Raw genomic sequence first — 22,706 nt, 5'->3', positions numbered from 1 at the left:
GTGCCTCCGATGAAGTCCCGTGCCGCTGTCGCCTTCGCCGCCGGCGAACCGCTGAAGATCGTCGAGATCGACGTCGCCCCGCCCAAAGCCGGCGAAGTGCTGGTGAAGATCACCCACACCGGTGTCTGCCATACCGACGCGTTCACCCTGTCCGGCGAAGATCCGGAAGGCCTGTTCCCTGTCGTGCTGGGTCACGAGGGCGCGGGCATCGTCGTCGAGGTCGGCGAAGGCGTGACCAGCGTGAAGCCGGGCGACCATGTGATCCCGCTGTACACCGCCGAATGCGGTGAATGCCTGTTCTGCAAGAGCGGCAAGACCAACCTGTGCACCTCGGTGCGCGCCACCCAGGGCAAGGGCGTGATGCCCGACGGCACGTCGCGCTTCTCGTATGAAGGGCAGCCGCTGTACCACTACATGGGCTGCTCGACCTTCAGCGAGTACACCGTGGTCGCCGAGGTGTCGCTGGCGAAGATCAATCCTGACGCGAACCCCGAACACGTCTGCCTGCTCGGCTGCGGCGTCACCACCGGCATCGGCGCCGTGCACAACACCGCCAAGGTGCAGCCCGGCGATTCGGTCGCCGTGTTCGGCCTGGGCGGCATCGGCCTGGCGGTGATCCAGGGCGCACGCCAAGCGAAGGCCGGTCGCATCATCGCCATCGACACCAATCCTTCCAAGTTCGAGATGGCCAGGCAGTTCGGCGCCACCGACTGCGTCAACCCGAAAGACTTCGACAAGCCCATCCAGCAGGTCATCGTGGAGATGACGGGATGGGGCGTCGACCATTCGTTCGAGTGCATCGGCAACGTCAACGTCATGCGCGCGGCGCTGGAGTGCGCGCACCGCGGCTGGGGCCAGAGCGTGATCATCGGTGTCGCTGGCGCGGGGCAGGAGATTTCCACGCGTCCGTTCCAACTCGTCACGGGGCGCAAGTGGATGGGCACCGCGTTCGGCGGCGTGAAGGGCCGTTCGCAGTTGCCGGGCATGGTGGAGGATGCGATGAAGGGCAAGATCGAACTCGCGCCGTTCGTGACCCACACCATGCCGCTGGACGGCATCAACGACGCCTTCGACCTGATGCATGAAGGCAAGTCGATCCGCTCGGTGGTGCATTACTGATGTCAAAGCCCCTCTCCCGCCGGGAGAGGGGTTGGGGTGAGGGTGCGGCGTCATCCCGATGATCGGACGCCGCGCTTCTTGCAGCATCCGCATCCGGTAGGCTACCCCGCTTCGCCGAACCCTCATACGGCGCTTTGCGCCACCTTCTCCCGGCGGGAGAAGGGAACACGGAAATCACCATGACACTCCAACGCATCGAACACCGCGCCTGCGTCGGCGGCTGGCAGGACGTTTACGAACATGCCTCACGCACGCTCGGCTGCACCATGCGCTTCGCCGTCTACCTGCCGCCGCAGGCCGCGACGCAGACGCTGCCGGTGCTGTACTGGTTGTCCGGCCTGACCTGCACCGAGCAGAACTTCATCACCAAGGCCGGCGCACAGCGGTATGCCGCCGAACACGGGGTGATCCTGGTCGCGCCGGACACCAGTCCGCGCGGCGACGACGTGGCTGACGCCGACGGCTACGACCTGGGCAAGGGCGCGGGCTTCTACGTCAATGCCACGCAGGCGCCGTGGGCGACGCACTACCGCATGTACGACTACATAGTCGACGAACTGCCGGCGCTGGTCGAGGCGGACTTCCCGGTCAACAACGCGCGTGCGATCAGCGGCCATTCGATGGGCGGGCACGGCGCGTTGACGATCGCGCTGAAGAATCCCGGTCGCTACCGCAGCGTCTCGGCGTTCTCGCCGATCGTGGCGCCGTCACAGGTCCCGTGGGGCGAGAAGGCGTTCGGTGCCTATCTGGGCGAAGATCGCGACACGTGGAAGGCGTACGACACCGTCGCCCTGATCGCCGGTGCGCAGGAGCGCTTGCCGCTGCTGGTCGACCAGGGCGATGCGGACGAGTTTCTGGAGACGCAGTTGAAGCCCGAACGGCTGCAGGCGGCCGCCGAGGCCACGGGTCATCCGCTGACGCTGCGCCTGCAGCCCGGCTACGACCACAGCTATTACTTCATCGCCAGCTTCATCGGCGACCACATCGCGCATCACGCGAAGGCCCTGCATCGATGAGCCTCGACCACGCTACCGACACGCCCGTTCCGCTGGTGTTCTACGTCCGCCTGCGGGTGAAGCCGGAACGGGTCGACGAATGGCTGCGGGCGGTGCACGACATCGTCGGGGCGATGTCGAAGGAGGACACCTTCCTCTCGTGCGCCCTGCACCGCGACGCGAACGATCCAACCCTGTTCACGCTGTACGAGCGCTGGGCCGAACCCGATGTGGCGACGTTCCTCGTGCGACAGGACAAGCCCTACCGGCGCGACTACGAAGCTCGGTTGCCGGATCTGCTGCAGGGACCGCGCGAACCGCAGGTGCTGGTCCCGTTGGCCAACTGGCCGGCGGCGGGTCACACCGGCAACGCGTAGTCGGTGTAGGCGAAGCGTCCGTCGCGCAGTTCGGTGTCGCCCTTCAGCAGCGCGAGCGGCGCGTCGAACATCGGTCCGGACCATACGCAGGTATGGAACTCGCCATTCTCGCCGCAGGGATCGATGCCGGTCGGTAACGCGGCGAGCAGCGTGGCGTCGAACGCGCTTCCTGCGAAACGCGCATCGAGCTGCTGCGTATCCACGCAGCACAGGTTCGCACGCAGGCCGCCGTCGAGCATCTCCCGCGCCAGCCTGGCGGTATCCGCACCGAACAGCGGCGTTAGTACCTCCCAGCCGATCTTCGCCAGGTTCTCCACGCGCCAGGCACGGATGTCTTCCAGAAACAGGTCGCCGAACGCGACCGTGTGCAGGCTCGGCCAGCGTCGCGCGGCGTCCGCCAGCGCGGCCGCCATCGCCTGCTCGTAATCGTCGTTGACGCAGCGCGCAGGAATCATCGCTTCGATCAGCGGCAGGCCGGTGGCGCCGGCCTGCGCGTGCAGCACGCTGCGGCGGATGCCCTGCATGGAGATGCGGTCGTACTCGCGGGTGATCGTGGTCAGCAAACCGACCACCTCAACCTCGGCGCGCTGGCGTAGCACGTGCAACGTCCACGCTGCGTCCTTGCCGCCGCTCCACGCCATCAGTACCGGCAGGCGGGTCGTCATCGGCAAGCGACGCGGGTGCGGGCCGTGGGACGGCTACGCCGCGGAAACGTCACGCAGCTCCCAGGCGCTGCCGGCCAGCAGGCGCAGGCGGTGCTTCAGCACCTGGCCGGGAATCGACGACGTCGCCACCAGCAGGATGCTCAGGTCGTCTTGCTGGCCACGCACGGTGGCATCGTCGTCGGTCACGCCGAGGCCGGGATCGACTTCATCGGGTTCATCCTGGCGCGCGCGCCAGCGCTCGAACAGGCTGCTGGTGCGCAGTGCATGCTGCAACTGCGCGGCGAATTCGTCCGCGCCGTGCGCATCGAAGCTGAAAGCCGGATCGCCGCCGCGCGCGCGGCGCGGATCCGGCAGGCTGATGTAGTAACGGACGGCCATGGCACCCCCGCAGACTCTGGACGCGTAGCGTAGCCAACCGGGGTGTTAGCCCGACGTTATGCCATCGTCGAACGCATGCGGCCCCGCCGCGAAGCCGACGCCCAGCGCGCCGTAGCCCAGGTCGGCCAGGCTGGTGAGGCTCAGGCTGCATTCCGTCATCACCACGCCCGCCGCAATGCAGGCGTTGCGCAGCGCCTCATGGCCCGGCAGCGCGCGCAGCTCGGACAGTTCGCCGCCGTAGCCCACGCACAGCACCGGCGCCAGCAGGCCGCTCTCGATGCGGCGGCGGGTGAAGTCGAACAGCCGCCGTACCGCCGATTCGAAGCCGCGCACCATCGCGACGGCAGTTTGGGTGCCGCGATGCGCACGGATCAGCGGCTTCATGTCCAGCAGGCCGCCGACGATGGCGCCGGCCATGCCCACGCCGCGCTCGATCCGATCCTGGCTGCGTGCGGCGAGATAGCGCGGGTCGCGCGGCACCACATAGGCGTAGGTGTGGGCCGCCAGCAGTTCCAGCCGCGCGCGCAGCCGCGCCACGCTCTCCCCCGCGCCGCGCAGGCGCACCGCCTCGTGCGCGGTGATGCCCTGGCCGACCGACAGGCTGTGGGTATCGATGACGCGCAGCGCGAATGGCGACGCGTGCCCGGCGGCCTGACGCAGCGGATGGTAGTCGTTGAGGATGGCGAAGCCGGCCTGCATGACGTTGTGGTGCAGGCGGCTGCGTCGCCCGGAGGTGGTCAGGCAGAAGAGGTGGTCGTAGTCGATCACCCAGCGCTCCAGCAGCAGGCGGCGCACGTCGTCCACCGTGGGCGGCAGCGTTTCGATGCTGCGCTCGTGCACCAGCGACCGGCTCGCCAGGCAGTGCCGGCGCTCGTCGTCGTCATGCCGGTCGCGGAGCAGGGCATCGCCAATCCTGACCTGCTGCGGCAGGATCTCGATGCCATGCCGGCGGATGAATTCCGCCGGCAGGTCACAGGCGGAGTCGACCACGATGCCGATGCGCATGCCGCCGCTCCCTTCCGATGTCCCATCCCCGGAGCGAACGCTAGGCAATGCGCGGGCGGCTGTCTTGGCACATTGGCGGGAACTGCGGGCGGTGTCGCAGCCCTGCCGGTCTCGAGCTGCGGAATCGCGCACGCGTTCCGCGACGACTGTGCGCGGTGTCGTGCACCAATGTGATTGTGTTCTGAGCGCGCGCTGCGGCGCGCCCGTGCAGGATCAGACCTTGAACGGCGCCGGCGGCGCGGCGAAGGCGGCCACCACCGCGCCCTTGCCCACGTTGACCATGCCGGTCAGGCTCATCACGCTCTCGAACACCTCGACCTGATTGTTCTCGCAGATGTCGCGCAGGCGCTGGTAGCCGGGCAGGGCGCGCAGTTCCGCCAGTTCGCCGCCGTAGCTCAGGCACAGCGTCGGCGTCATCAGGCCGGCCATCACGCGGTTGCCGGTGAACTTGAACATCTGCTCCACCGCGTTCTCGAAGCCCTTGATCTTGGCCACGGGCTCGGTGTTGCCGGCGTGGCCGTACAGCACGGGCTTGATGTCCAACGCGCTGCCCAGCGCGGCGCTGAGCAGACCGACGCTGCGGTCGCCCTTGGTGCGCGCGCGGTTGCGCAGGTAGTACAGGTCGCGCGGGATCATGTAGCCGTGCGTGTGGTTGGCCAGCTCCTCCAGCCGCACGCGGATCTGCTGCACGTTGGCACCGGCATCGCGCATGCGCACGGCTTCGACGGCGGTGATGCCCTGCGCGGCGAACAGGTTCTGCGTGTCGATCACCCGCAACGCGAACGGCGAGTTGTGGCCCGCAGCCTGCCGCACCGGCTTGTAGTCGTTGAGGATGGCGAAGCTGGCCTGCATCGCGTTCTCGTGGATCGGCGACCGCGTCTTGGTGATCGTCATGCAGAAGACGTGGTCGTAATCGATCACCAGGCGGCCCAGGAACAGGTCGCGGATCTGGTTGACGGTGAACGGCGTGGTCTCGGCCTCGTGGCCGCGCTCGGCCACGTGCGCGTGCAGGAAGCTCAGCGTGGCCTGCTCGTCGCGGTGGTCGGCCAGCACGGCCTCGCCGATGCGCACCGTGATCGGCAGGATCACGATGTTGTGTTGTTCGAGGTATTCCAGCGGCAGGTCGCACGCCGAATCGACGACTATCCCAATGCGCATTAGCCCCTCCCGGCATCGTCGCATTTGTATCTATCTCCGGAAAACTAGCGGAGAACGGCACTCAAGTCGCTGGATAAACGCATGAAGTGTGCGTTGCGTCACTCTTTTGTGACGTGATCCGGCCGGCAAAACGGGGCCGCGGTCAGATGGACGTCGGGGTCCCGTGCGCACAAGTTATGTGAATCAAGTCACAAATCGGCCCGGATGCGGCTTGTCCCGCTCCAGGCCCGGCCCGACACTCGCCGCATAGGGAAGGGGCAACATGACACAGCGGTGGGGGTCGTTACTGCTGCTGCTGGCCCTGCTGCCGGTAGGCGCGCGTGGGGAGAACATCGCGCGGATCGACCGCCTCCAGCCAGTGGCGCTGGAACAGCAGGCCGGACAGCGCGCGGGACTGTTTTCGGAACGTCGCTTCGAGGGCGACGCCGGGGGCATGCGCGTGATCGGCAACGGCACGTGGCGGGTGCACCCCACGCCGGGCGTCTCGCAGCCACTGCTGGTGTTCTACCACCCGTACACCGCGCGCGTGACCGTGAAGGACGGCAGCGGCGCCGCGCCACGCCGGCAGGACATCTTCAGCGCCGGTCTCGAGCCGCAGTACAGCCGGCGTGCCCTGGTGTTCCCGCTGACCGGCGATGGCCCGGTCGACGTGAAGGTCGAGGGCGCGCGCTATCCGTTGCGGGTCGCCGTGGAATCCGCCCCGGCCTACGCCGCCGCCGATCTCTGGCATGTGCGGCTGGTGCTGCCGGCGATCGGCATGGTGCTGGGCGTGTCGCTGGCGGTGCTGCTGTTCTGGGCCATGCTGCGCGACCGCGTCTACCTGCTGTACGCCGGCGCCATGCTGTTCCAGCTGCTGTACGCCCTGTGCTCGTACGGCGAAGCGTACGCGTGGCCGGGCTTGTCGGTGCTGGCGCGCTTCGGTGCGCAGGGCATCTGGCTCTCCGGCTCGCTGGCCACCATCCTGCTGGTCCTGCTGTGGCTGGACTACGCCGGCCTGCGCCAGGCCACGCCGCGGCTGGCGCTGGCGATGCGCGCCGTCGGCGTCTACGGCTGCGGCGCGACCCTTGTTCTGCTGCTGTCGCCCTGGCCGGCCGACAAGGCGTGGTTCCCCGACATCGCCAATGCCCTGTTCCTGCTGACCAACGCCATCACGCTCGCCACGCTGGTGGTGGCCTGGTTCCGCGGCCAGCGCCATGCCGCCTATGTGCTGATCGCCTGGGTGCCGCTGCTGGTGTTCACCATGATGCGCGCGTTCCGCTTCAGCGGCGGCGAGCGGCCGGAGCCGTGGCTGGAATACGGATTGCCGTGGGTATTGGCGTTCACCGCCGTCGTGCTCGCGCTGGGCCTGGCCGACCGCATGCTGACCTTCCGCCGCGAGCGCGACCGCGCCAAGGCGCATGCCGAGCGCGATGGCCTGACCGGCATGCTCAACCGCGCCGCCATCGAACACCGCCTCGACTGGGCGCTGATCGAACGCCCGCGCGAACACATTCCCGTGTCGCTGCTCTTCATCGACCTGGACCACTTCAAGCAGGTCAACGACCGCCATGGTCACGCCATCGGCGATGCCTGCCTGCGCGCGGTGACGCGCGTGGTCAGCCAGCAGTTCCAGTACGGCGACCAGCTCGGCCGGCTGGGTGGCGAGGAGTTCGTGCTGGTGCTGTCCGGCGTCGAACTGCACACCGCCATGCGCATCGGCGAAGAGGTCTGCGCACGCATCCGCCACGACTGCGCGCAGGTGGAAGGCGTGGCCGTAGGCGTGACCGCCAGCATCGGCGCCGCACAGGCGCGCGACGGCGATACCGTGGCCTCGCTGATCGCGCGCGCCGACCAGGCGATGTACGTGGCCAAGCGGGCCGGCGGCGACCGCATCGTCGCCGAAGAGGCCCCGTGCGAGGGCGCAGGACTGACGGAGGCGCCCGCGGGCGCCTCCGTGGAATGACGCCGCCCGGCGTCGCTTACTTTGAATACGCGCGCGGCAGCGGACCGGCCTGCTGAAGGTAGCGGTCGCGCAGTTCGGTCTGGCGCGAGCGCATCGGGATCGCCCGTCCACCCAGCCACAGCTGTTCCGCCGTGTGGGCCACGTCCAGCGGATCGCCGCTCCACAGCACCAGGTCGGCCAGTTTGCCCGGCGCGATGGTGCCCACGCGGTCGCCCACGCCGAACGCCTCCGCCGGCACGCGGGTCAGGCCGGCCAGGCCGTCTTCCCACGGCAGGCCGTTGGCCACCGCGTTGCCGGCCAGCTGGCGGATCTTGCGCGCATTGTGCGAGGCATCGCCGGCCTGCGAAAAGCTGACGCTCACGCCGGCGCCGTCCAGCCGCGCCGCGTTCTCCAGCGACGCGCCGATCTGGTCGAAGTCGGCCGGCAGCGCGGCCAGCGCATCCACGAACACCGGCACCTTCGCCTGCGCCAGCTGCGGCGCCAGCTTCCACGCTTCCGCACCGCCGACGATGGCGATGCGCACGTTCTCGCGCTGGGCCCAGCGCAGCAGCTGGCGGATGTCGGCGGCCCGGTGCACCTGCACCACGATGCGGCCATTGCCGGCCAGGTAGCGCGCCAGCGTGGCGCGACCGGCCGGCGTCAGCAGCGCATGCGGCGAATCGGCCGGCACGCGGCCACGCGCCTCGGCCACCATCTGGTCCAGCAGCATCCACTGCGCCGCCCGCGACTTGCCGGCCAGTTCCGCGCCGCCACTGCCCAACCGCACGAACAGCGCGCGCGGACCGACCGGATCGGCGCTGCCGTCCAGCCGCATCACGCCGCCCTGGCCGGCGATGAAGGAACCGCCGGTCGACGCGGCCAGCAAGGTGAAGCCGATGCCTTCCACCCGCGTCACCGGAATCAGCACCGAGGCCGGGTTGTAGGCCAGCGTCACGTCGAACTCCGGCCGCATCGGCTGGTCTTCCAGCGTCACCGCCGCATCGACCGTCGAGGATTCACCCGACACCTCCTCGATGCCGATCTCGGTGATGCCACCGAAGAACGCCGGCGTCAGCGGCCGCCCGTTGGCCTCCACCACCGTCGCGCCGGGCGCCGCGATGCCGCTGCCGACGGACTGGATCACGCCATTGCGCACCAGTACGTCGGCGTTCTGCAGCGTGCCCTGCGCGCCGGCGGTGTGCACGGTGGCGTTGCGGATGAGGATGTCCTGAGCGAATGCGGTGAGCGAGGTCGACGCCAGTGTGATCGCGATTGCCAGCGTTCTCACCGTCATCCCGGCGAAGGCCGTGACCCAGTGCCTCTTGCTGTCGGTATCGCGGGGCTCATCGAAAGTCGCTGGGTCCCGGCGTTCGCCGGGATGACGGAAGGAAACTTTACTGATGCGCTTCACGGCATCACCTCCTGGCCCAGCATGAAGTCCGACACCGGTTGCCGGCTGCGGTCGTGGCGGTCGTAGATGCGGGCGCCGTCGATGTAGACCTGTTCGGCCTTGGCGTACACGCTGAAGGGGTTCTGATTCCACACCACCACGTCGGCCATCTTGCCGGCCTCCAGCGTGCCGGTGCGCTCGGCGATGCCCAGCGACTTGGCCGCGTTGCTGGTCACCCAGCGGATCGCGCGCTCCGGCGCGATCTCGCCCATGCCGGCGCGGCGCGCATTCGCCATCACCTTCGCCGCTTCCTGGTTCAAGCGCTGGATGCCTTCGTCCGAATCCGAATGCACGATCGCGCAGCCGTTGGCCGGGCGGTCGACCAGTGCGATGTTCTCCTGGATGCCGTCGAAGGCCTCCATCTTGAAGCCCCACCAGTCCGCCCACAGCGCGCCGCAGACGCCGTCCTGCGCCAGCCGGTCGGCCAGCTTGTACGCCTCCACACCATGGTGGAACGCGGCGACCTTGAAGCCGAACTCCTTGGCCAGGTCCAGCATCGTGGTCATTTCATCGGCGCGGTAGCAGTGGATGTGCACCAGGATCTCGCCGTTGATCGCGCCCGCCAGCGTGTCCAGCTTCAGGTCGCGCTTGCCGCCGGCATCACCACCACTGTCGGTGCCCTCGCCACCGCTGGCGCGGTCCCACCAGCGTTTCTTCTTCGGCTGCTGCGGCTTGGGTGCGTTCTTCTTCAGGTACTCGCTGGCATCGATGAAGGCCGCGCGGTAACCGGCCACGTTGCCCATGCGCGTGGCCGGACCGGCCTTGCCGCCGTACACGCGCTTGGGGTTCTCGCCGCAGGCCATCTTCAGCCCCCACGGCGCACCGGGGAACTTCATGCCCTGGTAGCTGGTGGACGGCACGTTCTTCAACGTCACCCCGCGGCCGCCCACCAGGTTGGCCGAGCCCGGCAGGATCTGCATCGAGGTCACGCCGCCGGCCAGCGCGGTGTGGAAGCCCGGGTCCTGCGTCCAGATCGAATGCTCGGCCCACACGTTCGCCGTTACCGGCGCGGTGGCCTCGTTGCCGTCGCTGTGCGCCTTCACTCCGGGGCTGGGATACACGCCCAGGTGCGAGTGCACGTCGATCAGGCCCGGCGTCACCCACTTGCCGGTCGCGTCGATGCGGATAGCGCCCTCGGGTGCGGACAGGCCGCGGCCCACGGCCGCCACCTTGCCCTCGGCCAGCAGCACGTCGGCGCCGTCCAGGCGTTCGCCGGTGCCGGTCAGCACGGTGGCGTTGGCCAGCAGGACCGGTCCGCCCGGCAGGGCGCGGTAGGTGCTGGGGTAAGGGTCCTGCGTGAAGCGGGACGCGGGCGTGGCGGCGTGCGCGCCGCTGCCCAGCGCGGCCAGGACCAGCCCGGCCAACAAGGTCATTCGCATCGTGTATCCCCCGGAACAGACCCGAAACCTAACCGGCCGCGACGCGCCTTGCCAAGTGCGTGCGTCGCAGTCGTGCCAGAATCGCGACACAACAACAAGAAAAAGAGGCTTCCATGAAGGACAAGAGCGAGATCGTCGACAACTGGCTGCCGCGCTACACCGGCGTGCCCCTGGATCAGTTCGGCGAGCATGTGCTGCTGACCAATTTCGGCGGCTACCTCAACGTGTTTTCGCAGCTGACCGGCGCGCCCATCGTCGGCCTGGACCGGCCGATGGCCAGCGCCACCGCCGACGGCATCACCATGATCAACTTCGGCATGGGCAGCCCCAATGCCGCCACCATGATGGACCTGCTGTCGGCCATCATGCCCAAGGCGGTGCTGTTCCTCGGCAAGTGCGGCGGGCTGAAGCGCAAGAACCAGCTGGGCGACCTGGTGCTGCCCATCGCGGCGATCCGCGGCGAGGGCACCAGCAACGACTATCTGCTGCCGGAAGTGCCGGCGCTGCCGGCGTTCGCGCTGCAGCGCGCGGTCTCCACCATGATCCGCGACCTGGGCCACGACTACTGGACCGGCACGGTCTACACCACCAACCGCCGCGTGTGGGAACACGACGTCGCCTTCAAGGAGCGCCTGCGCGCGATGCGCTGCATGGCCATCGACATGGAAACGGCCACCGTCTTCGCTGCCGGTTTCGCCAACCGCATCCCCGTGGGGGCCCTGCTGCTGGTCAGCGACCAGCCGATGATCCCCGAAGGCGTCAAGACCGAAGCCAGCGACGCCAAGGTCAGCTCGTCATTCGTGGAGAACCACATCACCGTCGGCATCGAAGCGTTGAAGCTGATCCGCCGCAACGGGAAGTCGGTGCGGCATTTGCGGTTTGATGAGTAGTAGCGTCGAACACCGCCAATGACACGAGGTCGCATCGGCGAATGAGGAACAGGGTGGTGAAGAATGACGATGTCAGCGTGATGTTCCTTTGCAGACATGCCGTCATGGCGGGATTGCTTCTGTGCGGGGTGCTTCCCGTGAAAGCGGGCAGCACCACCGGCATGGAATCCCGCACCCCTGTCGACGGGTCCGCAACGATGAGTGAGTCCGCGTCGTTGGCGACCCCAGCCAAGCACTGGGAACCGGGCAAGGAGCAAAGACAGGTGAACGCCTCTACGCAATCCGAAGCCGGGAGCGGCGAAAATCAGCAGTGGCTTCTGCTCCGCTCGCTGACGGAGAGCCGCCCCCATTTCGTGGGCGTCATGCCCGCGCTTCCACCGGCCGACGTGCGGGCCGCGTTCCCGCATCGCATCACGATCGTAGTCGCCTACGAAGAGGATGAGAAGGGCTTGCCCCTCTACGCCGACGATCTTGAGGCGCTGAACGGACTGGAGGACGACATCCGTGAATGGGATCCGGACCGGCGCGTGTTCCTCAATGCAGCGCGAAGCACCGGGCTGGGAGAACGGCGCTGGATTCTGTACGCCTCGGATGTCGCTGCGATGGAAGCGCTGGTGCCGGAGAACGACTTCATGGATATCTCCGCCGAGCACGATCCGGAATGGTCGGAGATCGCGGCCATCCTCGCCGGGATTCCGAAGGCCCATTGATCCGGTCGAACGTCGTGCATTATCCGTGAACCAGACAGCAGGGCAGGCCGGATGAACCTAGACACGATCGAAATGAAAGCCTTCGTCCCCGCGAAGGATCTCGCGGAGTCGATCGCCTTCTACGAAGCGCTGGGCTTCGAGGCGATCAGGGAGTCGGACGAGCTGGCCTATCTCCGCCATGGCAGCACGGCCTTCCTGCTGTCGCGGTTCTACCTACGCGAGCATGCGGAGAATTTCGTGATGCACCTGCTGGTCGAGAACGCGGATGACTGGCACCGGAATGTCGAGGCCTCAGGCGTGGTTGCCCGGTTCTCCGTCCGCCTCAGCACGCCGGATGACAGGCCATGGGGCATCCGTGACTTCACCCTGATCGATCCGACCGGCGTGCTATGGCGCATCGGGCATGTCCTTCCGGGCTGAGGCCCGATCCCCCAGCCCGAACACGAGGCAGCGCATGAACGAATCCAACGACGTCATCACCTTCTGGAAGAACGCCGGCTACGAGAAGTGGTTCGCCAATGACGATGCGTTCGATGCCGAGTTCGACCAGCGGTTCCGCGGGCTGCATTTCCGCGTGGCGCGGCGCGAACTGGAAGGCTGGATGGGCGATGCCGAGGGCGCGCTGGCGCTGGTGCTGCTGCTGGACCAGTTCCCGCGCAACTGCTTCCGGGAGAGCGCGCATTCGTACGCCACCGACGGGCTGGCGCGGCACTACGCCGCGCGTGCCATCGAGGCGGGCTTCGATGCGCAGGTCGATCCGGCGCTGAAGATCTTCTTCTACATGCCGTACGAGCATTCCGAGATGCTGGAGGACCAGCAACGTTCGGTGGACCTGTTCCGCGCCACCGGTGACGAGAACTACATCAAGTACGCGCAGCTGCACTACGATCTGATCGCCCGCTTCGGCCGCTTCCCGCATCGCAACGAGGCGATGGGGCGCACATCGACGCAGGAAGAGCGCGACTACCTGGCGGCGGGCGGATTCGCCGGGTGAAGTAAGGTGGGCCCCGGCCCACCGTTGCCGTGTGTCACGGCCGCGTCCGTGGCGATAACCCGGCGCGCGCGGCGCGGCCGGAGGTTCACGAAGGTGGGCCAGGGCCCACCCTACGAGGCATATTTCCGGTGTGGGAGCGACGTCAGTCGCGACCGGGGCGAACGGTGGGGCCGTCGCGACTTACGTCGCTCCCACACCTGCCAAGCTCCTACACCTTCCAAGGTGCCGCGCCCAACAAATGAAAAGGCGGGCCGGAGCCCGCCCTTCCGGGTCCTGTCCGACGCGACTCAGTACTTGCTGATCGTGCCGTCCACGTCGTCGGCCCAGGCATTGATGCCGCCGGTGATGTTGGAGACGTTGGCGAAGCCGAGCGCGCGGAATTCTTCCGCGGCCTGCTGGCTGCGGCCGCCACTGCGGCACAGGAAGGCGATGGCGGTGTCCTTCGGCAGCGCTTCCAGCTCGGCACGGCCGTTGCCGTCGAAGGTCTTGAAGGGCAGCTTCACCGAGGCGATGGCGCGCTCGTCGGCCGGGCGCACGTCGACCAGCAGCACTTCGCTGGCGCGGACCTTGGCATCGGCGTCCATCGGCGACAGCGCCTGAACCGGCTTGGGCGCGTTGGGGTTGTCGATGGCCAGGCCCTTGCCGCGGATGTCGTCCACCCAGTCGATGGTGATGCCGTCGGCGCGGCGCGCGCTGGCCAGGTCGAACTGCACGCGCACGCCATTGGATTCGCTGGCGATGGCGTTGGCGTCGAACTGCGCCAGCTGGAAGTTGGGCTGGAACTGCGCGTTGATGCCCAGCGCCAGCGCAGCGCCCGGGCCGGCGTCGGCCACGGCGTTCTGCAGCATCTCGGCGGCGGCGGGGGTGATGGTGATCGCCGGCGGGGTCCGGTCGGGGGCCTGCAGGCCCAGCACGGTGGCCAGTTCGCCGGAGTTGGTCATCTGCTCGATGATGTCGCTGCCGCCGACCAGTTCGCCGTCGATGTAGAGCTGCGGGATGGTCGGCCAGTCGCCGTAGACCTTGATGCCTTCGCGGATTTCCTGGTCGGCCAGCACGTTGACGTGGGCGTAGTCCACGCCCAGCGCCGACAGCGCACCCACCGCCTTGGCCGAGAAGCCGCACTGCGGCATGGTCGGCTGGCCCTTCATGAACAGCACCACGCGGTTGGACTGCAGGAGGGATTCGATGCGCGAGCGCAGGGCGGGATCAAGGGACATGAAAGGCACCGGTAAGCGGAAGGACAAGCGGAGGGGGATTTTACGCCCCGTGGCATCATGGGGCATGAGCACGACAGGAACACTGCATCGTCCGCCGCGCCGTCCCGGACTGATATTGGGCCTGCTGGCGCTGTCGCAAGTGGGCGTGGCCTGGCTGTGGTGGCGGTTCGGCTGGACCGTCGGCCTGCCGGCGATGATGGCCACGCACCTGCTGGTGGTGTGGGCCACGCTGTATCCGCGCGCCACCGTGTTCTGCCCGGCGCTGTCGCGTCTGCCCACTCATGAGCGCCTGGTATGGCTGACCATCGACGACGGTCCCTCGGCCGACACCCCGGCGATCCTCGACCTGTTGGACCGCCACGGGGCGAAGGCGACGTTCTTCCTGGTCGGCGAACGCGCGCTGGCGCAGCCGGCGGTGGTGCAGGCCATCCGCGACCGCGGCCACGGCATCGGCAACCACAGCGCGAGTCATCCGGATACGCGATTCTGGCGGCTGGGACCGGGTGCGATGGAAAACGAGATCGGCCGCAACCAGTCGATCCTGACCGCGATCACCGGCGACACCCCGCGCTGGTACCGCAGCGTGGTGGGCATGACCAACCCCTTCGTCGGCCTGTCGCTGAAACGCCACGGCCTGGCCCGCGTGGCATGGAGCGCGCGCGGCTTCGACGGCGTCGACTGCCACCCCGATCAGGTACTGGCGCGCATCACCCGCGACATCGCCCCCGGCGCCATCGTGCTGCTGCATGAAGGCGCCGCGCACGGCCACAACGTGGCCATCCTGGCGCAGCTACTGGCGTGGCTGGATGCACAGGGCTATCGCACCGTGTTGCCCGAATCGGATGCGGCGCCGGCGGCCGCCATCGCCGCCGCGTAGCGTGCGCTGTGTGCGCGAGGCATGGATCCGTCGCCACTGCGCGTGGACTTATCACCGCGCGTCGTGCGCATGGCGCACGCAACGTTGGCAATCGCGCAGCCCGTGGGTTTAATCCTTCTCCCGCCGGGAGAAGGTGGCGCGCAGCGCCGGATGAGGGTGTGCGGGCCGCCGAACTGTCGCTACTCCGCCGACCCTCACCCCAACCCCTCTCCCGGTGGGAGAGGGGCTTGAAGCGCGACGCGGATGTAGCGTGCGCTGCGCGCACGATGCATGGATCTGTCGCCACTGCTCCTGGATCCATTGCACGCTGAATCCTTCTCCCTCCGGGAGAAGGTGGCGCGCAGCGCCGGATGAGGGTGTGCGAGCCGCCGAACCTTCGCCACGCCGCCGACCCTCACCCCAACCCCTCTCCCGCTGGGAGAGGGGCTCAAGCGAGCAAATGATGCGCGATCGGAAACGCCAGCCGCGTCCATTCGGTGTACATGGCGGCGGACGGATGCAGGCCGTCGTCGGCGAGCATCGCCGGGTCCGCACCGCGTGCACGGCTGACAGAAGTGATGTCGACGAAAGAAACGCCGCGCTGCGCGCAGACCTCGCGCGCGGTCAGGTTGTAGGCATCCAGTTCGCGCGCGATCTGTGCGGTATCGCGGCCGGATTGCCCGGCGAACGGGGTGACACCCCAGTCGGGGATGGACAGCACCAGCACACGGTCGGGGCGGTTGCGGGCGAAGCCGATGGCGCGCCACAGCAGGGCGGCGAACTGGGTGCGGTATTCCTCCACGCTGCGGCCGCGGTACTGGTTGTTCACGCCGATCAGCAGGGTGACGAAGTCGTGCTCGCCGAGCGGCTCGGCGGCGGTGATCGCGGCGTCCAGTTCGTCGGTGGTCCAGCCGGTGGTGGCGATGATGCGCGGATCGCCGAGCAGGATGCCCTCCATCCGCAGCAGGCGCGCCAGCTGCATCGGCCAGCGGCCGGCTTCGTCCACGCCTTCGCCGATGGTGTAGGAGTCGCCGAGCGCCAGGTAGCGCAGCTCGGCGGTGAGGGCGGTGGTGTGGGGGGCGGAGAGCGTCGTCATGGACGCATGATGCGCCCTTCCGGCCCGTTGTAGGAGCGACGTGAGTCGCGACCGGGAATTCAACCCTGCAGCGAAATATCGGTCATCCTAGGCGCAGGGTCACGGCTGCCCTTGGTTGTCCCCCGATGGGGTTCAACAGGCACTTTGTAGCGTGGGGTCGCGACTTACGTCGCTCCCACAGGGGCCACACGCTCGATCTCGTCTGCGAACAGCGTCGCCAGCCAGCGGGTGTGACCGTCGGGGTCGACACACTCGACCTCATACGCGGTACGCGCCTCGGACGCGGCCAGAGCCATAACGATCGCCCCCATGTCGCCGACACGGACGTCCTTCGCTCTGGATGCGCTTGCGTCGACCCGCTCGGAGGGTATCGGCGCTATCACGCGGACGATGTCATACATGTTCAAGGTCATCCGCGTTCCCCTGCCTGCCTTAGGGATGGAGCCTGAATGTGGGAGCGACGTAAGTCGCGATGGGCCATCCGGATGCCGTCTCGCGACTTACGTCGCTCCCACGCCATCCCCACAACCGACATCCGGCTTACGCCGCCGCCGGTCGCGACTTGCCCTTGATCGGCACCACCTTGGTGGCTGCTTCCGCCCGGCGCGTCAGGGCGCGGTCGATGCGGGCGAAGACCTCGCGCATCGTCGCGGCTTCCGGCAGCAGGGTGACGCGGAAGTGGTGGCGGTAGGGCACGTTGAAGCTGGAGCCGGGCACGACCAGCACGCCTTCGGTTTCCATCAGTTCGAGGGCGAACGTGTGGTCGTCGAAGTTCTTCGCCGCATCGCCGACCACCGCCGGGAATGCGTACAGCGCGCCGGCCGGGTTCACCAGCTGCAGGTGCGGGCTGGCCTCGCAGGCCTCGATCACCGCGCGGCGGGTTTCGTACAGGCGGCCACCGGGCGCGCACAGCGCGCTGATCGTGTCCGGGCCGTTGACCGCGGCGTCGATGGCGTACTGGCCCGGCACGTTGGCGCACAGGCGCAGCGCGCTGAGCAGGTCCATCGCGTGCAGGAAGTCGCGCACCACGTCGCCGTGGCCGGACACCACGCCCCAGCCCACGCGCCAGCCGCAGGCGCGGTGCACCTTGCTGAGGCCGCTGAAGGTGATGCAGGGCACGTCGCCGGCGAGCGGCGCGACCGGCACGAAGGTGGCGCCGTCGTACAGCACCTGGTCGTAGATCTCGTCGACCATCAGCAGCAGGCGGTGCTTGGCGGCGATGGCGACGATGCGTTCCAGCAGCTCGCGCGGATAGGTGGCGCCGGTCGGGTTGTTCGGATTGATCAGCACGATCGCGCGGGTGCGCGAGCTGACCAGTTGCTCGATCTCGCTGGGATCGGGCAGGAAGTCATTGTCCGGATCGCAGCGGTAGTACACCGGGCGGCCGTCGTTGAGGATGGTCGCGGCCGACCACAGCGGATAGTCGGGCGAGGGCACCAGCACTTCGTCGCCGGGGTTGAGCAGGGCGCGCAGCGACAGGTCGATCAGTTCCGACACGCCGTTGCCGACGAACACGCGGTCGGGGTGCGCGTCGGGCGTGCCGCGCTTGGCGTACGCCGCGGCGATGGCATCGCGCGCCGAGGGCAGGCCCTGCTGGTGCGTGTACGGATCGGTGCGGCCCATGTCGTCGGCGATCGCGCGCTGCAGGTGTTCGGGCGCGCGGAAACCGAATGCGCCCGGATTGCCGATGTTGAGCTTGATCAGCTTCTGCCCCTGCGCTTCCAGCTCGCGGGCTCGCCGTGCCAGTTCGCCCCGGATCTCGTAGCGGACTTCGGACAGGCGTTCGCGCGTGGCGAGCGGTTTGACGGGCGGAGTGGACATGGCGGTGACCGCAGGGGCGGAAAAACGGAAGGACGGGCAGCTTAACGGATATTTCGCCTGCCCGGCCCCGCTGGCGCCAGCCCGCGTCTAGAATGCGCGCCATGCCCGAAACCCCCCTCCCCAGCGTGTCCGACGTCACCCTTCTGCGCGCCATCGGCTGGCCGTACACGGAGGAACCGACGGATGCGGCATGGCGCGAGGCGCTGGCGGCGCATCCGCAGGCCACCCCGGCGCGGGTGATCGAACAGCACCGCTCCGGTTACGTGGTCGCCGATGCGCCCGGCGTGGGGGTGAAAGCCGAATCGCTGCCTGAATGGCAGCGCCCGCGTTTTCCGGCACATGAACGTCCCGCGGTCGGCGATTGGGTGCTGCTGGAAGACGCCACCGGCAAGCGGCCGCGCATCGTCGCGCTGCTGCCGCGGCATACCGGCATCAAGCGCGGCGCGGCCGGCGAGCATTACCACCAGCAGGTGATCGCGGCGAACATCGACACGGTGTTCATCGTCTGCGGCCTGGATGCCGACTTCAATCCGCGCCGCATCGAGCGTTACCTGCTGCTGGTCGGCGGCGGTGGCGCGCAGCCGGTGGTGGTGCTGACCAAGGCCGACCGCACCGAGTACGCCGACGACGCCGTCGAGGTGCTGGCCGACCTCACCGCGCAGGGCGTGCCGGTGTTCACCGTCAACGCGAAGGATCCGGACAGCGTCGCGCAACTCGAACCTTGGCTGGAACCCGGCCACACGGTGGTGCTGGTCGGCTCGTCGGGTGCAGGCAAGTCGACGATCACCAACACGCTGCTCGGCGACGAGCGAATGAAGACCGGTGAAGTGCGCGAGAGCGATTCGCGCGGGCGCCACACCACCACGTACCGCGCACTGATTCCGTTGCCGGCGGGCGCGTGCCTGATCGACACGCCCGGCATGCGCGAGCTGAAGCCGACCGGCGAGGAAGACCTGGCCGACGGCGGCTTCGCCGACATCGAGGCGCTGGCCGCGCAGTGCAAGTTCCGCGACTGCTCGCACGACCGCGAGCCGGGCTGTGCGGTACGCGCGGCCATCGACAGCGAAGAGCTGGACGAAGGCCGCTTCCTCAACTACCTCAAGCTGCGCGATGAAGTCGCCGCCGCGGCCGACAAGCTCGCTTCGCGCCTGGCCGACAAATCGAATGCCCGTGTGCAGGGCAAGGCGCTGAACAAGCGGCTGACGGACAAGTACGGGAAGCGTTAGCAATACCCCGCACCGTCATCCCGGCGCAGGCCGGGACCCAGCGTCTTTCTGCACGTCTACCGTCATCCAAACATCGAAGTCACTGGGTCCCGGCCTGCGCCGGGATGACGGTGGATAGATCGTGACGGCTGATAGGTTCCAGCGTTCGATCAATCCCACAGATTGATGAACCCCGTGATGATCAGCGCATTGCTGAAGTCGATGAAGAAGGCGCCCACCAGCGGGGCCACGAGGAAGGCGCGCGGGGCCATGCCGTAGCGTTCGACCAGCGTGCGCATCACTGCCATCGCGTTGGCGGTGGTGCCGAGCATGAAGCCGATGAAGCCGCCGCCCATCACCGCGGCGTCGTAGTCGCGGCCCATCACCCGGAACACCACGCCGCAGAACAGCGCCACCAGGGCGACCTGCAGCGCCAGGTTGACCAGCAGCGGCGCGGCCAGGCCGGCCAGTTCCCACAGTTTGAGGTTCATCAGCGCGACGGCGAGGAACAGCGCCAGGCAGACGTTGCCGATCAGGTCGGTGGTCGCGACCGGCAGGCCGATCCAGCCGGTGCGGTCGTCGAGATAGCGGATCGCTGCGCCGACCATCATCGCGCCGACGGTGGCCGGCAGGGTCAGGCCGAGCGCGGCCAGGCCCTGGCTGACGCCGGCGCCGGCCCACATCGCCACCAGGATCACCACGATGCTCTTCAGCGCCGCATGTTCGCGCGAGGCGAAGTCCACCGTGTCGCGCGCGCCGGCGGGCTCGGCCGAGGATTCGTCCGGCGCGCCCAGGCGCACGCCGCCGTACAGCTTGTGGCGGCGGATCAGCACCGTGGCCACCGGTCCGCCAAGCAGGCCACCGCAGAGGATGCCGGCCATCGCCGCCGCCACCGCGATCGAGGCGGCGCCTTCCACGCCGGCTTGTTCGAACAGCGGTGCGAACGCCAGGCCGGTCGCCGGCCCACCGGTCAGCGTGGTGGACCCGGCCAGCACGCCGAACAGCGGATGCAGGCCGAAGCCCATCGCCACCGCCATGCCCAGCAGGTTCTGCGCGACGGCGAACGCGGTGGCGAGCAGCAGGAAGATCACCACCTGGCGCCCGCTGAGTTTGAGCAGCGCCACGCTGGCGTTGACGCCGATGGTGGTGAAGAAGGCGATCATCAGCGGCGTCTGCAGACTGGTGTCGAGGGTGAACAGCGTCACCTCGTAGCGGCGCGCGACCAGCACGGCCAGCGCGACCACCAGGCCGCCGATCACCGGCGCCGGCAGGTTGTACTTGGAGAACAGCGGGACCACGCGGCAGAGCGCATAGCCGAGGAACAGGGCGAGGCCGGCGAAGGCCAGTGTCTGTACGGCATCGAGCTCCAGCATGCTGCCCCCGCAACTGTTGGAAGAGCCCCGAGCATAGTCGAGCTTCCACCGCTTGTGCGGACCGGCGCGCTAGAGTGTCGGCAGGGAGGAGCCCCATGCAGCCTGACATCGCCCATCACGCCGCGCTCGATGCGCGCCTGGTCAAGGCCGTGCGCGGCATCAAGCTGCTCAGCCTGGCGAGCTGGCCGGCGGACGTGCAGGCGCCGTTCCTGGACGGGTTCGCGCGCGGACAGCCGCAGCTGCCGGTGATCGCGTATCCGCGCCTGGACTTCGGCGAGGCGCGCCGCGAACTGGCCTCCATCGCCGCCGCGGCCGACGAACACCATCCCCTCGGCGGCTACCTGCGCGCGTCCGTGCACAGCTGGGATATCGCGGCGCAGCTGCTGGAGGCCCTGGGCACGCCAGCGGTGACCACGCACTCGATCGCGCTGTTCGGCACGCCGGAGGAATGCCTGCCCGGCGACGGCCCGACCACGCGCGATGCCGCCGGCCACTTCATCGCCATCGCCAACGAACTGGACCACGAGCTGCTGGCGCCGGAAGAACAGGTGCCGGTGTCGGCCACCGCGCTGCAGTTGCAGTTGCAGGCGGACCTGGACGATTTCTTCGATGGCCGCGTGATCACGGTGGAACTGGACCGCCAGCTGATCGCCAAGGCCGCCGCCGGGGCGACGCGCATCCGCCTGCGCCACGGCGCCGCCTTCAGCGACTACGATCGCCGCCAGCTGCTGCAGCACGAGGCGCTGGTGCACTCGCTGACCGCGTTGAACGGACGCGAGCAGACCGTGCTGCCCAGCCTGGCGCTGGCCTCGCCGCGCGTGACCGCCACTCAGGAAGGACTGGCCACGTTCGCCGAGCAGATCACCGGCAGCATCGACATAGAACGGATGAAGCGCATCAGCCTGCGCATCGAGGCGGTGGCGATGGCGCTGGCCGGCGCCGACTTCATCGAGGTCTTCCGCTACTTCACCGACGCAGGGCAGAACCCGGCCGAGAGCTTTTCCTCCGCGCAGCGCGTGTTCCGCGGCGTGCCCACCACCGGCGGCGCGGCGTTCACCAAGGACACCGTGTACCTGCGCGGGTTGATCGGCGTGCACACGTTCTTCCGCCATTCGCTGCAGCAGGACCGCCTGCGCCTGTGCCGGCGCCTGTTCGCCGGCAAGATGACGCTGGACGACGTGGCCACGTTCGAGCCGATGTTCGAGGCCGGCGTGCTGGCGCCGCCGCGCTGGCTGCCGCGCTGGGTCAGCCGCGCCAACGGACTGGCCGGCATGCTGGCGTTCTCGCTGTTCGCCAACCGCATCCGCCTGGACAAGCTGTCGGAAGACGCGCCCACGCTGTCGTGAGCCGCATCGCGCGTTGCGGACATTCCCGCTGACGCGGCAGGCACCGACGGGGCCCTAGCCACAAAGTGCTACCCGCCGTCGCGCGCGCCGATGGCACACTGGCGGCATGAGCGCGCCCGCCATCCTCGTTGCCGACGACCATCCGCTGTTCCGCACGGCGGTGATCCATGCGCTGCGCGAGGCGTTGCCCGGCGCGACCGTGACCGAGGCGGCCAGCGCCGCCAGCCTGGGGCAGGCGCTGGAAGCGCGGCCCGACACCGACCTGGTGCTGCTGGACCTGACCATGCCGGGCGCGCACGGGTTCTCAGCGCTGCTGCATGTGCGCGGCGAACATCCCGAGGTGCCGGTGGTGGTCATCTCGTCGAACGAACACCCGCGGGTGATCCGGCGCGCACAGCAGTTCGGCGCGGCGGGCTTCATTCCCAAGTCCTCGCCGGCCGAGACCATCGGCGAGGCGGTGGCGGCGGTGCTCGATGGCGGCGCGTGGTTTCCGCCGCTGACCGTCGAACGCTCGGAGCAGGATGCCGCGCTCGCCGCGCGCCTGGCGCAGCTGACGCCGCAGCAGTTCCGCGTGCTGCTGTGCCTGGCCGACGGCCTGCTCAACAAACAGATCGCGCACGAGCTGGGCCTGGCCGAGAACACGGTGAAGGTGCACGTCACCGCGATCCTGAAGAAGCTGGAATGCCACAGCCGCACGCAGGCGGCGGTGCTAGTGAAATCGCTGGAACCGGAAGGCCCGCCGGTCGAGTGA

Annotated in this window: 23 protein-coding genes; 12 read left to right on the top strand and 11 right to left on the bottom strand. The window is 68.5% G+C overall.

Annotation, left to right across the window (positions count from 1 at the left end; translation table 11 throughout):
• The first annotated feature begins 9 nt into the window (after positions 1-9).
• The 3 genes from ASD77_RS04595 (at position 10) to ASD77_RS04585 (ending at position 2,491) form a co-directional block, all read left to right on the top strand.
• Positions 10-1,119, top strand: a complete 1,110-nt coding sequence (locus ASD77_RS04595) for an S-(hydroxymethyl)glutathione dehydrogenase/class III alcohol dehydrogenase (protein WP_055937973.1) — start codon at positions 10-12, stop codon at positions 1,117-1,119.
• A gap of 179 nt (positions 1,120-1,298) precedes the next feature.
• Positions 1,299-2,135 (top strand): S-formylglutathione hydrolase, encoded by an 837-nt coding sequence (gene fghA / locus ASD77_RS04590; RefSeq protein ID WP_055937970.1) that lies wholly within the window; start codon positions 1,299-1,301, stop codon positions 2,133-2,135.
• Positions 2,132-2,491, top strand: coding sequence for a putative quinol monooxygenase (locus ASD77_RS04585; protein ID WP_055937967.1), 360 nt, complete (start codon positions 2,132-2,134; stop codon positions 2,489-2,491). The genes fghA and ASD77_RS04585 overlap by 4 nt, the downstream gene beginning before the upstream one ends.
• Here ASD77_RS04585 and ASD77_RS04580 read toward each other — a convergent pair.
• The 4 genes from ASD77_RS04580 to ASD77_RS04565 form a co-directional block, all read right to left on the bottom strand.
• Complete coding sequence (locus tag ASD77_RS04580) at positions 2,473-3,156, bottom strand: ATP-binding protein (protein WP_055937965.1); 684 nt, start codon at positions 3,154-3,156, stop codon at positions 2,473-2,475. The two genes, ASD77_RS04585 and ASD77_RS04580, sit on opposite strands and share 19 nt — an antisense overlap.
• Positions 3,157-3,189: 33 nt before the next feature.
• The gene (locus ASD77_RS04575; protein ID WP_055937962.1) at positions 3,190-3,534 is read right to left on the bottom strand and encodes a hypothetical protein; all 345 of its coding nucleotides are present in this window, start codon (positions 3,532-3,534) and stop codon (positions 3,190-3,192) included.
• Between the two features lie 45 nt (positions 3,535-3,579).
• Positions 3,580-4,539, bottom strand: a complete 960-nt coding sequence (locus tag ASD77_RS04570) for a DegV family protein (protein ID WP_055937959.1) — start codon at positions 4,537-4,539, stop codon at positions 3,580-3,582.
• Between the two features lie 213 nt (positions 4,540-4,752).
• The gene (locus ASD77_RS04565; RefSeq protein ID WP_055937955.1) at positions 4,753-5,697 is read right to left on the bottom strand and encodes a DegV family protein; all 945 of its coding nucleotides are present in this window, start codon (positions 5,695-5,697) and stop codon (positions 4,753-4,755) included.
• Positions 5,698-5,959: 262 nt separating this feature from the next.
• On the opposite strand from ASD77_RS04565, the gene ASD77_RS04560 reads away from it, so the two are divergent.
• Positions 5,960-7,639 (top strand): diguanylate cyclase, encoded by a 1,680-nt coding sequence (locus tag ASD77_RS04560; protein WP_055937952.1) that lies wholly within the window; start codon positions 5,960-5,962, stop codon positions 7,637-7,639.
• Positions 7,640-7,655: 16 nt separating this feature from the next.
• Here the strand turns inward: ASD77_RS04560 and ASD77_RS04555 are convergent, their stop codons facing one another.
• Positions 7,656-8,912 (bottom strand): amidohydrolase family protein, encoded by a 1,257-nt coding sequence (locus tag ASD77_RS04555; protein WP_055937949.1) that lies wholly within the window; start codon positions 8,910-8,912, stop codon positions 7,656-7,658.
• A gap of 113 nt (positions 8,913-9,025) precedes the next feature.
• A complete protein-coding gene (locus ASD77_RS04550; RefSeq protein ID WP_055937946.1) occupies positions 9,026-10,447 on the bottom strand; it encodes an amidohydrolase in 1,422 nt (473 codons plus the stop codon).
• 113 nt (positions 10,448-10,560) lie between these two features.
• Between ASD77_RS04550 and ASD77_RS04545 the strand changes: the two genes are divergently transcribed.
• From ASD77_RS04545 to ASD77_RS04530, 4 genes are all read left to right on the top strand, one after another.
• On the top strand, positions 10,561-11,337 hold the full coding sequence (locus tag ASD77_RS04545) for an AMP nucleosidase (protein ID WP_055937943.1): 777 nt from the start codon (positions 10,561-10,563) through the stop codon (positions 11,335-11,337).
• A gap of 56 nt (positions 11,338-11,393) precedes the next feature.
• Positions 11,394-12,047 carry a DUF695 domain-containing protein gene (locus ASD77_RS04540; RefSeq protein ID WP_162247589.1) on the top strand — a complete coding sequence of 218 codons (654 nt, stop codon included), beginning with the start codon at positions 11,394-11,396 and terminating at the stop codon, positions 12,045-12,047.
• Between the two features lie 72 nt (positions 12,048-12,119).
• Positions 12,120-12,467 (top strand): VOC family protein, encoded by a 348-nt coding sequence (locus ASD77_RS04535; protein WP_235578475.1) that lies wholly within the window; start codon positions 12,120-12,122, stop codon positions 12,465-12,467.
• 34 nt (positions 12,468-12,501) lie between these two features.
• Positions 12,502-13,041 (top strand): DUF924 family protein, encoded by a 540-nt coding sequence (locus ASD77_RS04530; RefSeq protein WP_055937935.1) that lies wholly within the window; start codon positions 12,502-12,504, stop codon positions 13,039-13,041.
• Between the two features lie 287 nt (positions 13,042-13,328).
• On the opposite strand, the gene grxD is transcribed toward ASD77_RS04530, so the two are convergent.
• Complete coding sequence (gene grxD / locus ASD77_RS04525) at positions 13,329-14,258, bottom strand: Grx4 family monothiol glutaredoxin (protein WP_055937931.1); 930 nt, start codon at positions 14,256-14,258, stop codon at positions 13,329-13,331.
• Positions 14,259-14,307: 49 nt separating this feature from the next.
• Between grxD and ASD77_RS04520 the strand changes: the two genes are divergently transcribed.
• The gene (locus ASD77_RS04520; protein WP_200947359.1) at positions 14,308-15,135 is read left to right on the top strand and encodes a polysaccharide deacetylase family protein; all 828 of its coding nucleotides are present in this window, start codon (positions 14,308-14,310) and stop codon (positions 15,133-15,135) included.
• 427 nt (positions 15,136-15,562) lie between these two features.
• On the opposite strand, the gene ASD77_RS04515 is transcribed toward ASD77_RS04520, so the two are convergent.
• The 3 genes from ASD77_RS04515 to ASD77_RS04505 form a co-directional block, all read right to left on the bottom strand.
• Complete coding sequence (locus ASD77_RS04515) at positions 15,563-16,210, bottom strand: SGNH/GDSL hydrolase family protein (protein ID WP_055937925.1); 648 nt, start codon at positions 16,208-16,210, stop codon at positions 15,563-15,565.
• A gap of 164 nt (positions 16,211-16,374) precedes the next feature.
• On the bottom strand, positions 16,375-16,623 hold the full coding sequence (locus ASD77_RS04510; RefSeq protein ID WP_055937922.1) for a DUF4926 domain-containing protein: 249 nt from the start codon (positions 16,621-16,623) through the stop codon (positions 16,375-16,377).
• Between the two features lie 127 nt (positions 16,624-16,750).
• Positions 16,751-18,031, bottom strand: a complete 1,281-nt coding sequence (locus ASD77_RS04505; RefSeq protein ID WP_055937918.1) for a pyridoxal phosphate-dependent aminotransferase — start codon at positions 18,029-18,031, stop codon at positions 16,751-16,753.
• Between the two features lie 92 nt (positions 18,032-18,123).
• Here ASD77_RS04505 and rsgA point away from each other — a divergent pair, with 92 nt between their 5' ends.
• Positions 18,124-19,257, top strand: a complete 1,134-nt coding sequence (gene rsgA, locus ASD77_RS04500) for a ribosome small subunit-dependent GTPase A (protein ID WP_082563123.1) — start codon at positions 18,124-18,126, stop codon at positions 19,255-19,257.
• Between the two features lie 149 nt (positions 19,258-19,406).
• Here rsgA and gltS read toward each other — a convergent pair whose 3' ends face one another.
• On the bottom strand, positions 19,407-20,609 hold the full coding sequence (gene gltS / locus ASD77_RS04495) for a sodium/glutamate symporter (RefSeq protein WP_055937914.1): 1,203 nt from the start codon (positions 20,607-20,609) through the stop codon (positions 19,407-19,409).
• 95 nt (positions 20,610-20,704) lie between these two features.
• On the opposite strand from gltS, the gene ASD77_RS04490 reads away from it, so the two are divergent.
• On the top strand, positions 20,705-21,955 hold the full coding sequence (locus ASD77_RS04490; protein ID WP_055937911.1) for a flavohemoglobin expression-modulating QEGLA motif protein: 1,251 nt from the start codon (positions 20,705-20,707) through the stop codon (positions 21,953-21,955).
• Between the two features lie 106 nt (positions 21,956-22,061).
• The gene (locus ASD77_RS04485; protein ID WP_055937908.1) at positions 22,062-22,706 is read left to right on the top strand and encodes a response regulator transcription factor; all 645 of its coding nucleotides are present in this window, start codon (positions 22,062-22,064) and stop codon (positions 22,704-22,706) included.

This window comes from Pseudoxanthomonas sp. Root65 (assembly GCF_001427635.1).
Lineage (GTDB): Bacteria > Pseudomonadota > Gammaproteobacteria > Xanthomonadales > Xanthomonadaceae > Pseudoxanthomonas_A.
Note: the sequence above shows the minus strand (reverse complement) of the source record. Positions and strands in the feature narration are given on the sequence as shown.

Coding starts and splice junctions, on each gene's coding strand:
- ASD77_RS04585 (WP_055937967.1), top strand. CDS start 2,132: ATGAGCCTCGACCACGCTACCGACACGCCCGTTCCGCTGGTGTTCTAC.
- ASD77_RS04565 (WP_055937955.1), bottom strand. CDS start 5,697: ATGCGCATTGGGATAGTCGTCGATTCGGCGTGCGACCTGCCGCTGGAA.
- ASD77_RS04580 (WP_055937965.1), bottom strand. CDS start 3,156: ATGACGACCCGCCTGCCGGTACTGATGGCGTGGAGCGGCGGCAAGGAC.
- ASD77_RS04530 (WP_055937935.1), top strand. CDS start 12,502: ATGAACGAATCCAACGACGTCATCACCTTCTGGAAGAACGCCGGCTAC.
- ASD77_RS04505 (WP_055937918.1), bottom strand. CDS start 18,031: ATGTCCACTCCGCCCGTCAAACCGCTCGCCACGCGCGAACGCCTGTCC.
- ASD77_RS04515 (WP_055937925.1), bottom strand. CDS start 16,210: ATGACGACGCTCTCCGCCCCCCACACCACCGCCCTCACCGCCGAGCTG.
- gltS (WP_055937914.1), bottom strand. CDS start 20,609: ATGCTGGAGCTCGATGCCGTACAGACACTGGCCTTCGCCGGCCTCGCC.
- ASD77_RS04510 (WP_055937922.1), bottom strand. CDS start 16,623: ATGACCTTGAACATGTATGACATCGTCCGCGTGATAGCGCCGATACCC.
- ASD77_RS04560 (WP_055937952.1), top strand. CDS start 5,960: ATGACACAGCGGTGGGGGTCGTTACTGCTGCTGCTGGCCCTGCTGCCG.
- grxD (WP_055937931.1), bottom strand. CDS start 14,258: ATGTCCCTTGATCCCGCCCTGCGCTCGCGCATCGAATCCCTCCTGCAG.
- ASD77_RS04555 (WP_055937949.1), bottom strand. CDS start 8,912: ATGACGGTGAGAACGCTGGCAATCGCGATCACACTGGCGTCGACCTCG.
- ASD77_RS04575 (WP_055937962.1), bottom strand. CDS start 3,534: ATGGCCGTCCGTTACTACATCAGCCTGCCGGATCCGCGCCGCGCGCGC.
- ASD77_RS04570 (WP_055937959.1), bottom strand. CDS start 4,539: ATGCGCATCGGCATCGTGGTCGACTCCGCCTGTGACCTGCCGGCGGAA.
- fghA (WP_055937970.1), top strand. CDS start 1,299: ATGACACTCCAACGCATCGAACACCGCGCCTGCGTCGGCGGCTGGCAG.
- ASD77_RS04545 (WP_055937943.1), top strand. CDS start 10,561: ATGAAGGACAAGAGCGAGATCGTCGACAACTGGCTGCCGCGCTACACC.
- ASD77_RS04485 (WP_055937908.1), top strand. CDS start 22,062: ATGAGCGCGCCCGCCATCCTCGTTGCCGACGACCATCCGCTGTTCCGC.
- ASD77_RS04490 (WP_055937911.1), top strand. CDS start 20,705: ATGCAGCCTGACATCGCCCATCACGCCGCGCTCGATGCGCGCCTGGTC.
- ASD77_RS04595 (WP_055937973.1), top strand. CDS start 10: ATGAAGTCCCGTGCCGCTGTCGCCTTCGCCGCCGGCGAACCGCTGAAG.
- ASD77_RS04535 (WP_235578475.1), top strand. CDS start 12,120: ATGAAAGCCTTCGTCCCCGCGAAGGATCTCGCGGAGTCGATCGCCTTC.
- rsgA (WP_082563123.1), top strand. CDS start 18,124: ATGCGCGCCATGCCCGAAACCCCCCTCCCCAGCGTGTCCGACGTCACC.
- ASD77_RS04550 (WP_055937946.1), bottom strand. CDS start 10,447: ATGCGAATGACCTTGTTGGCCGGGCTGGTCCTGGCCGCGCTGGGCAGC.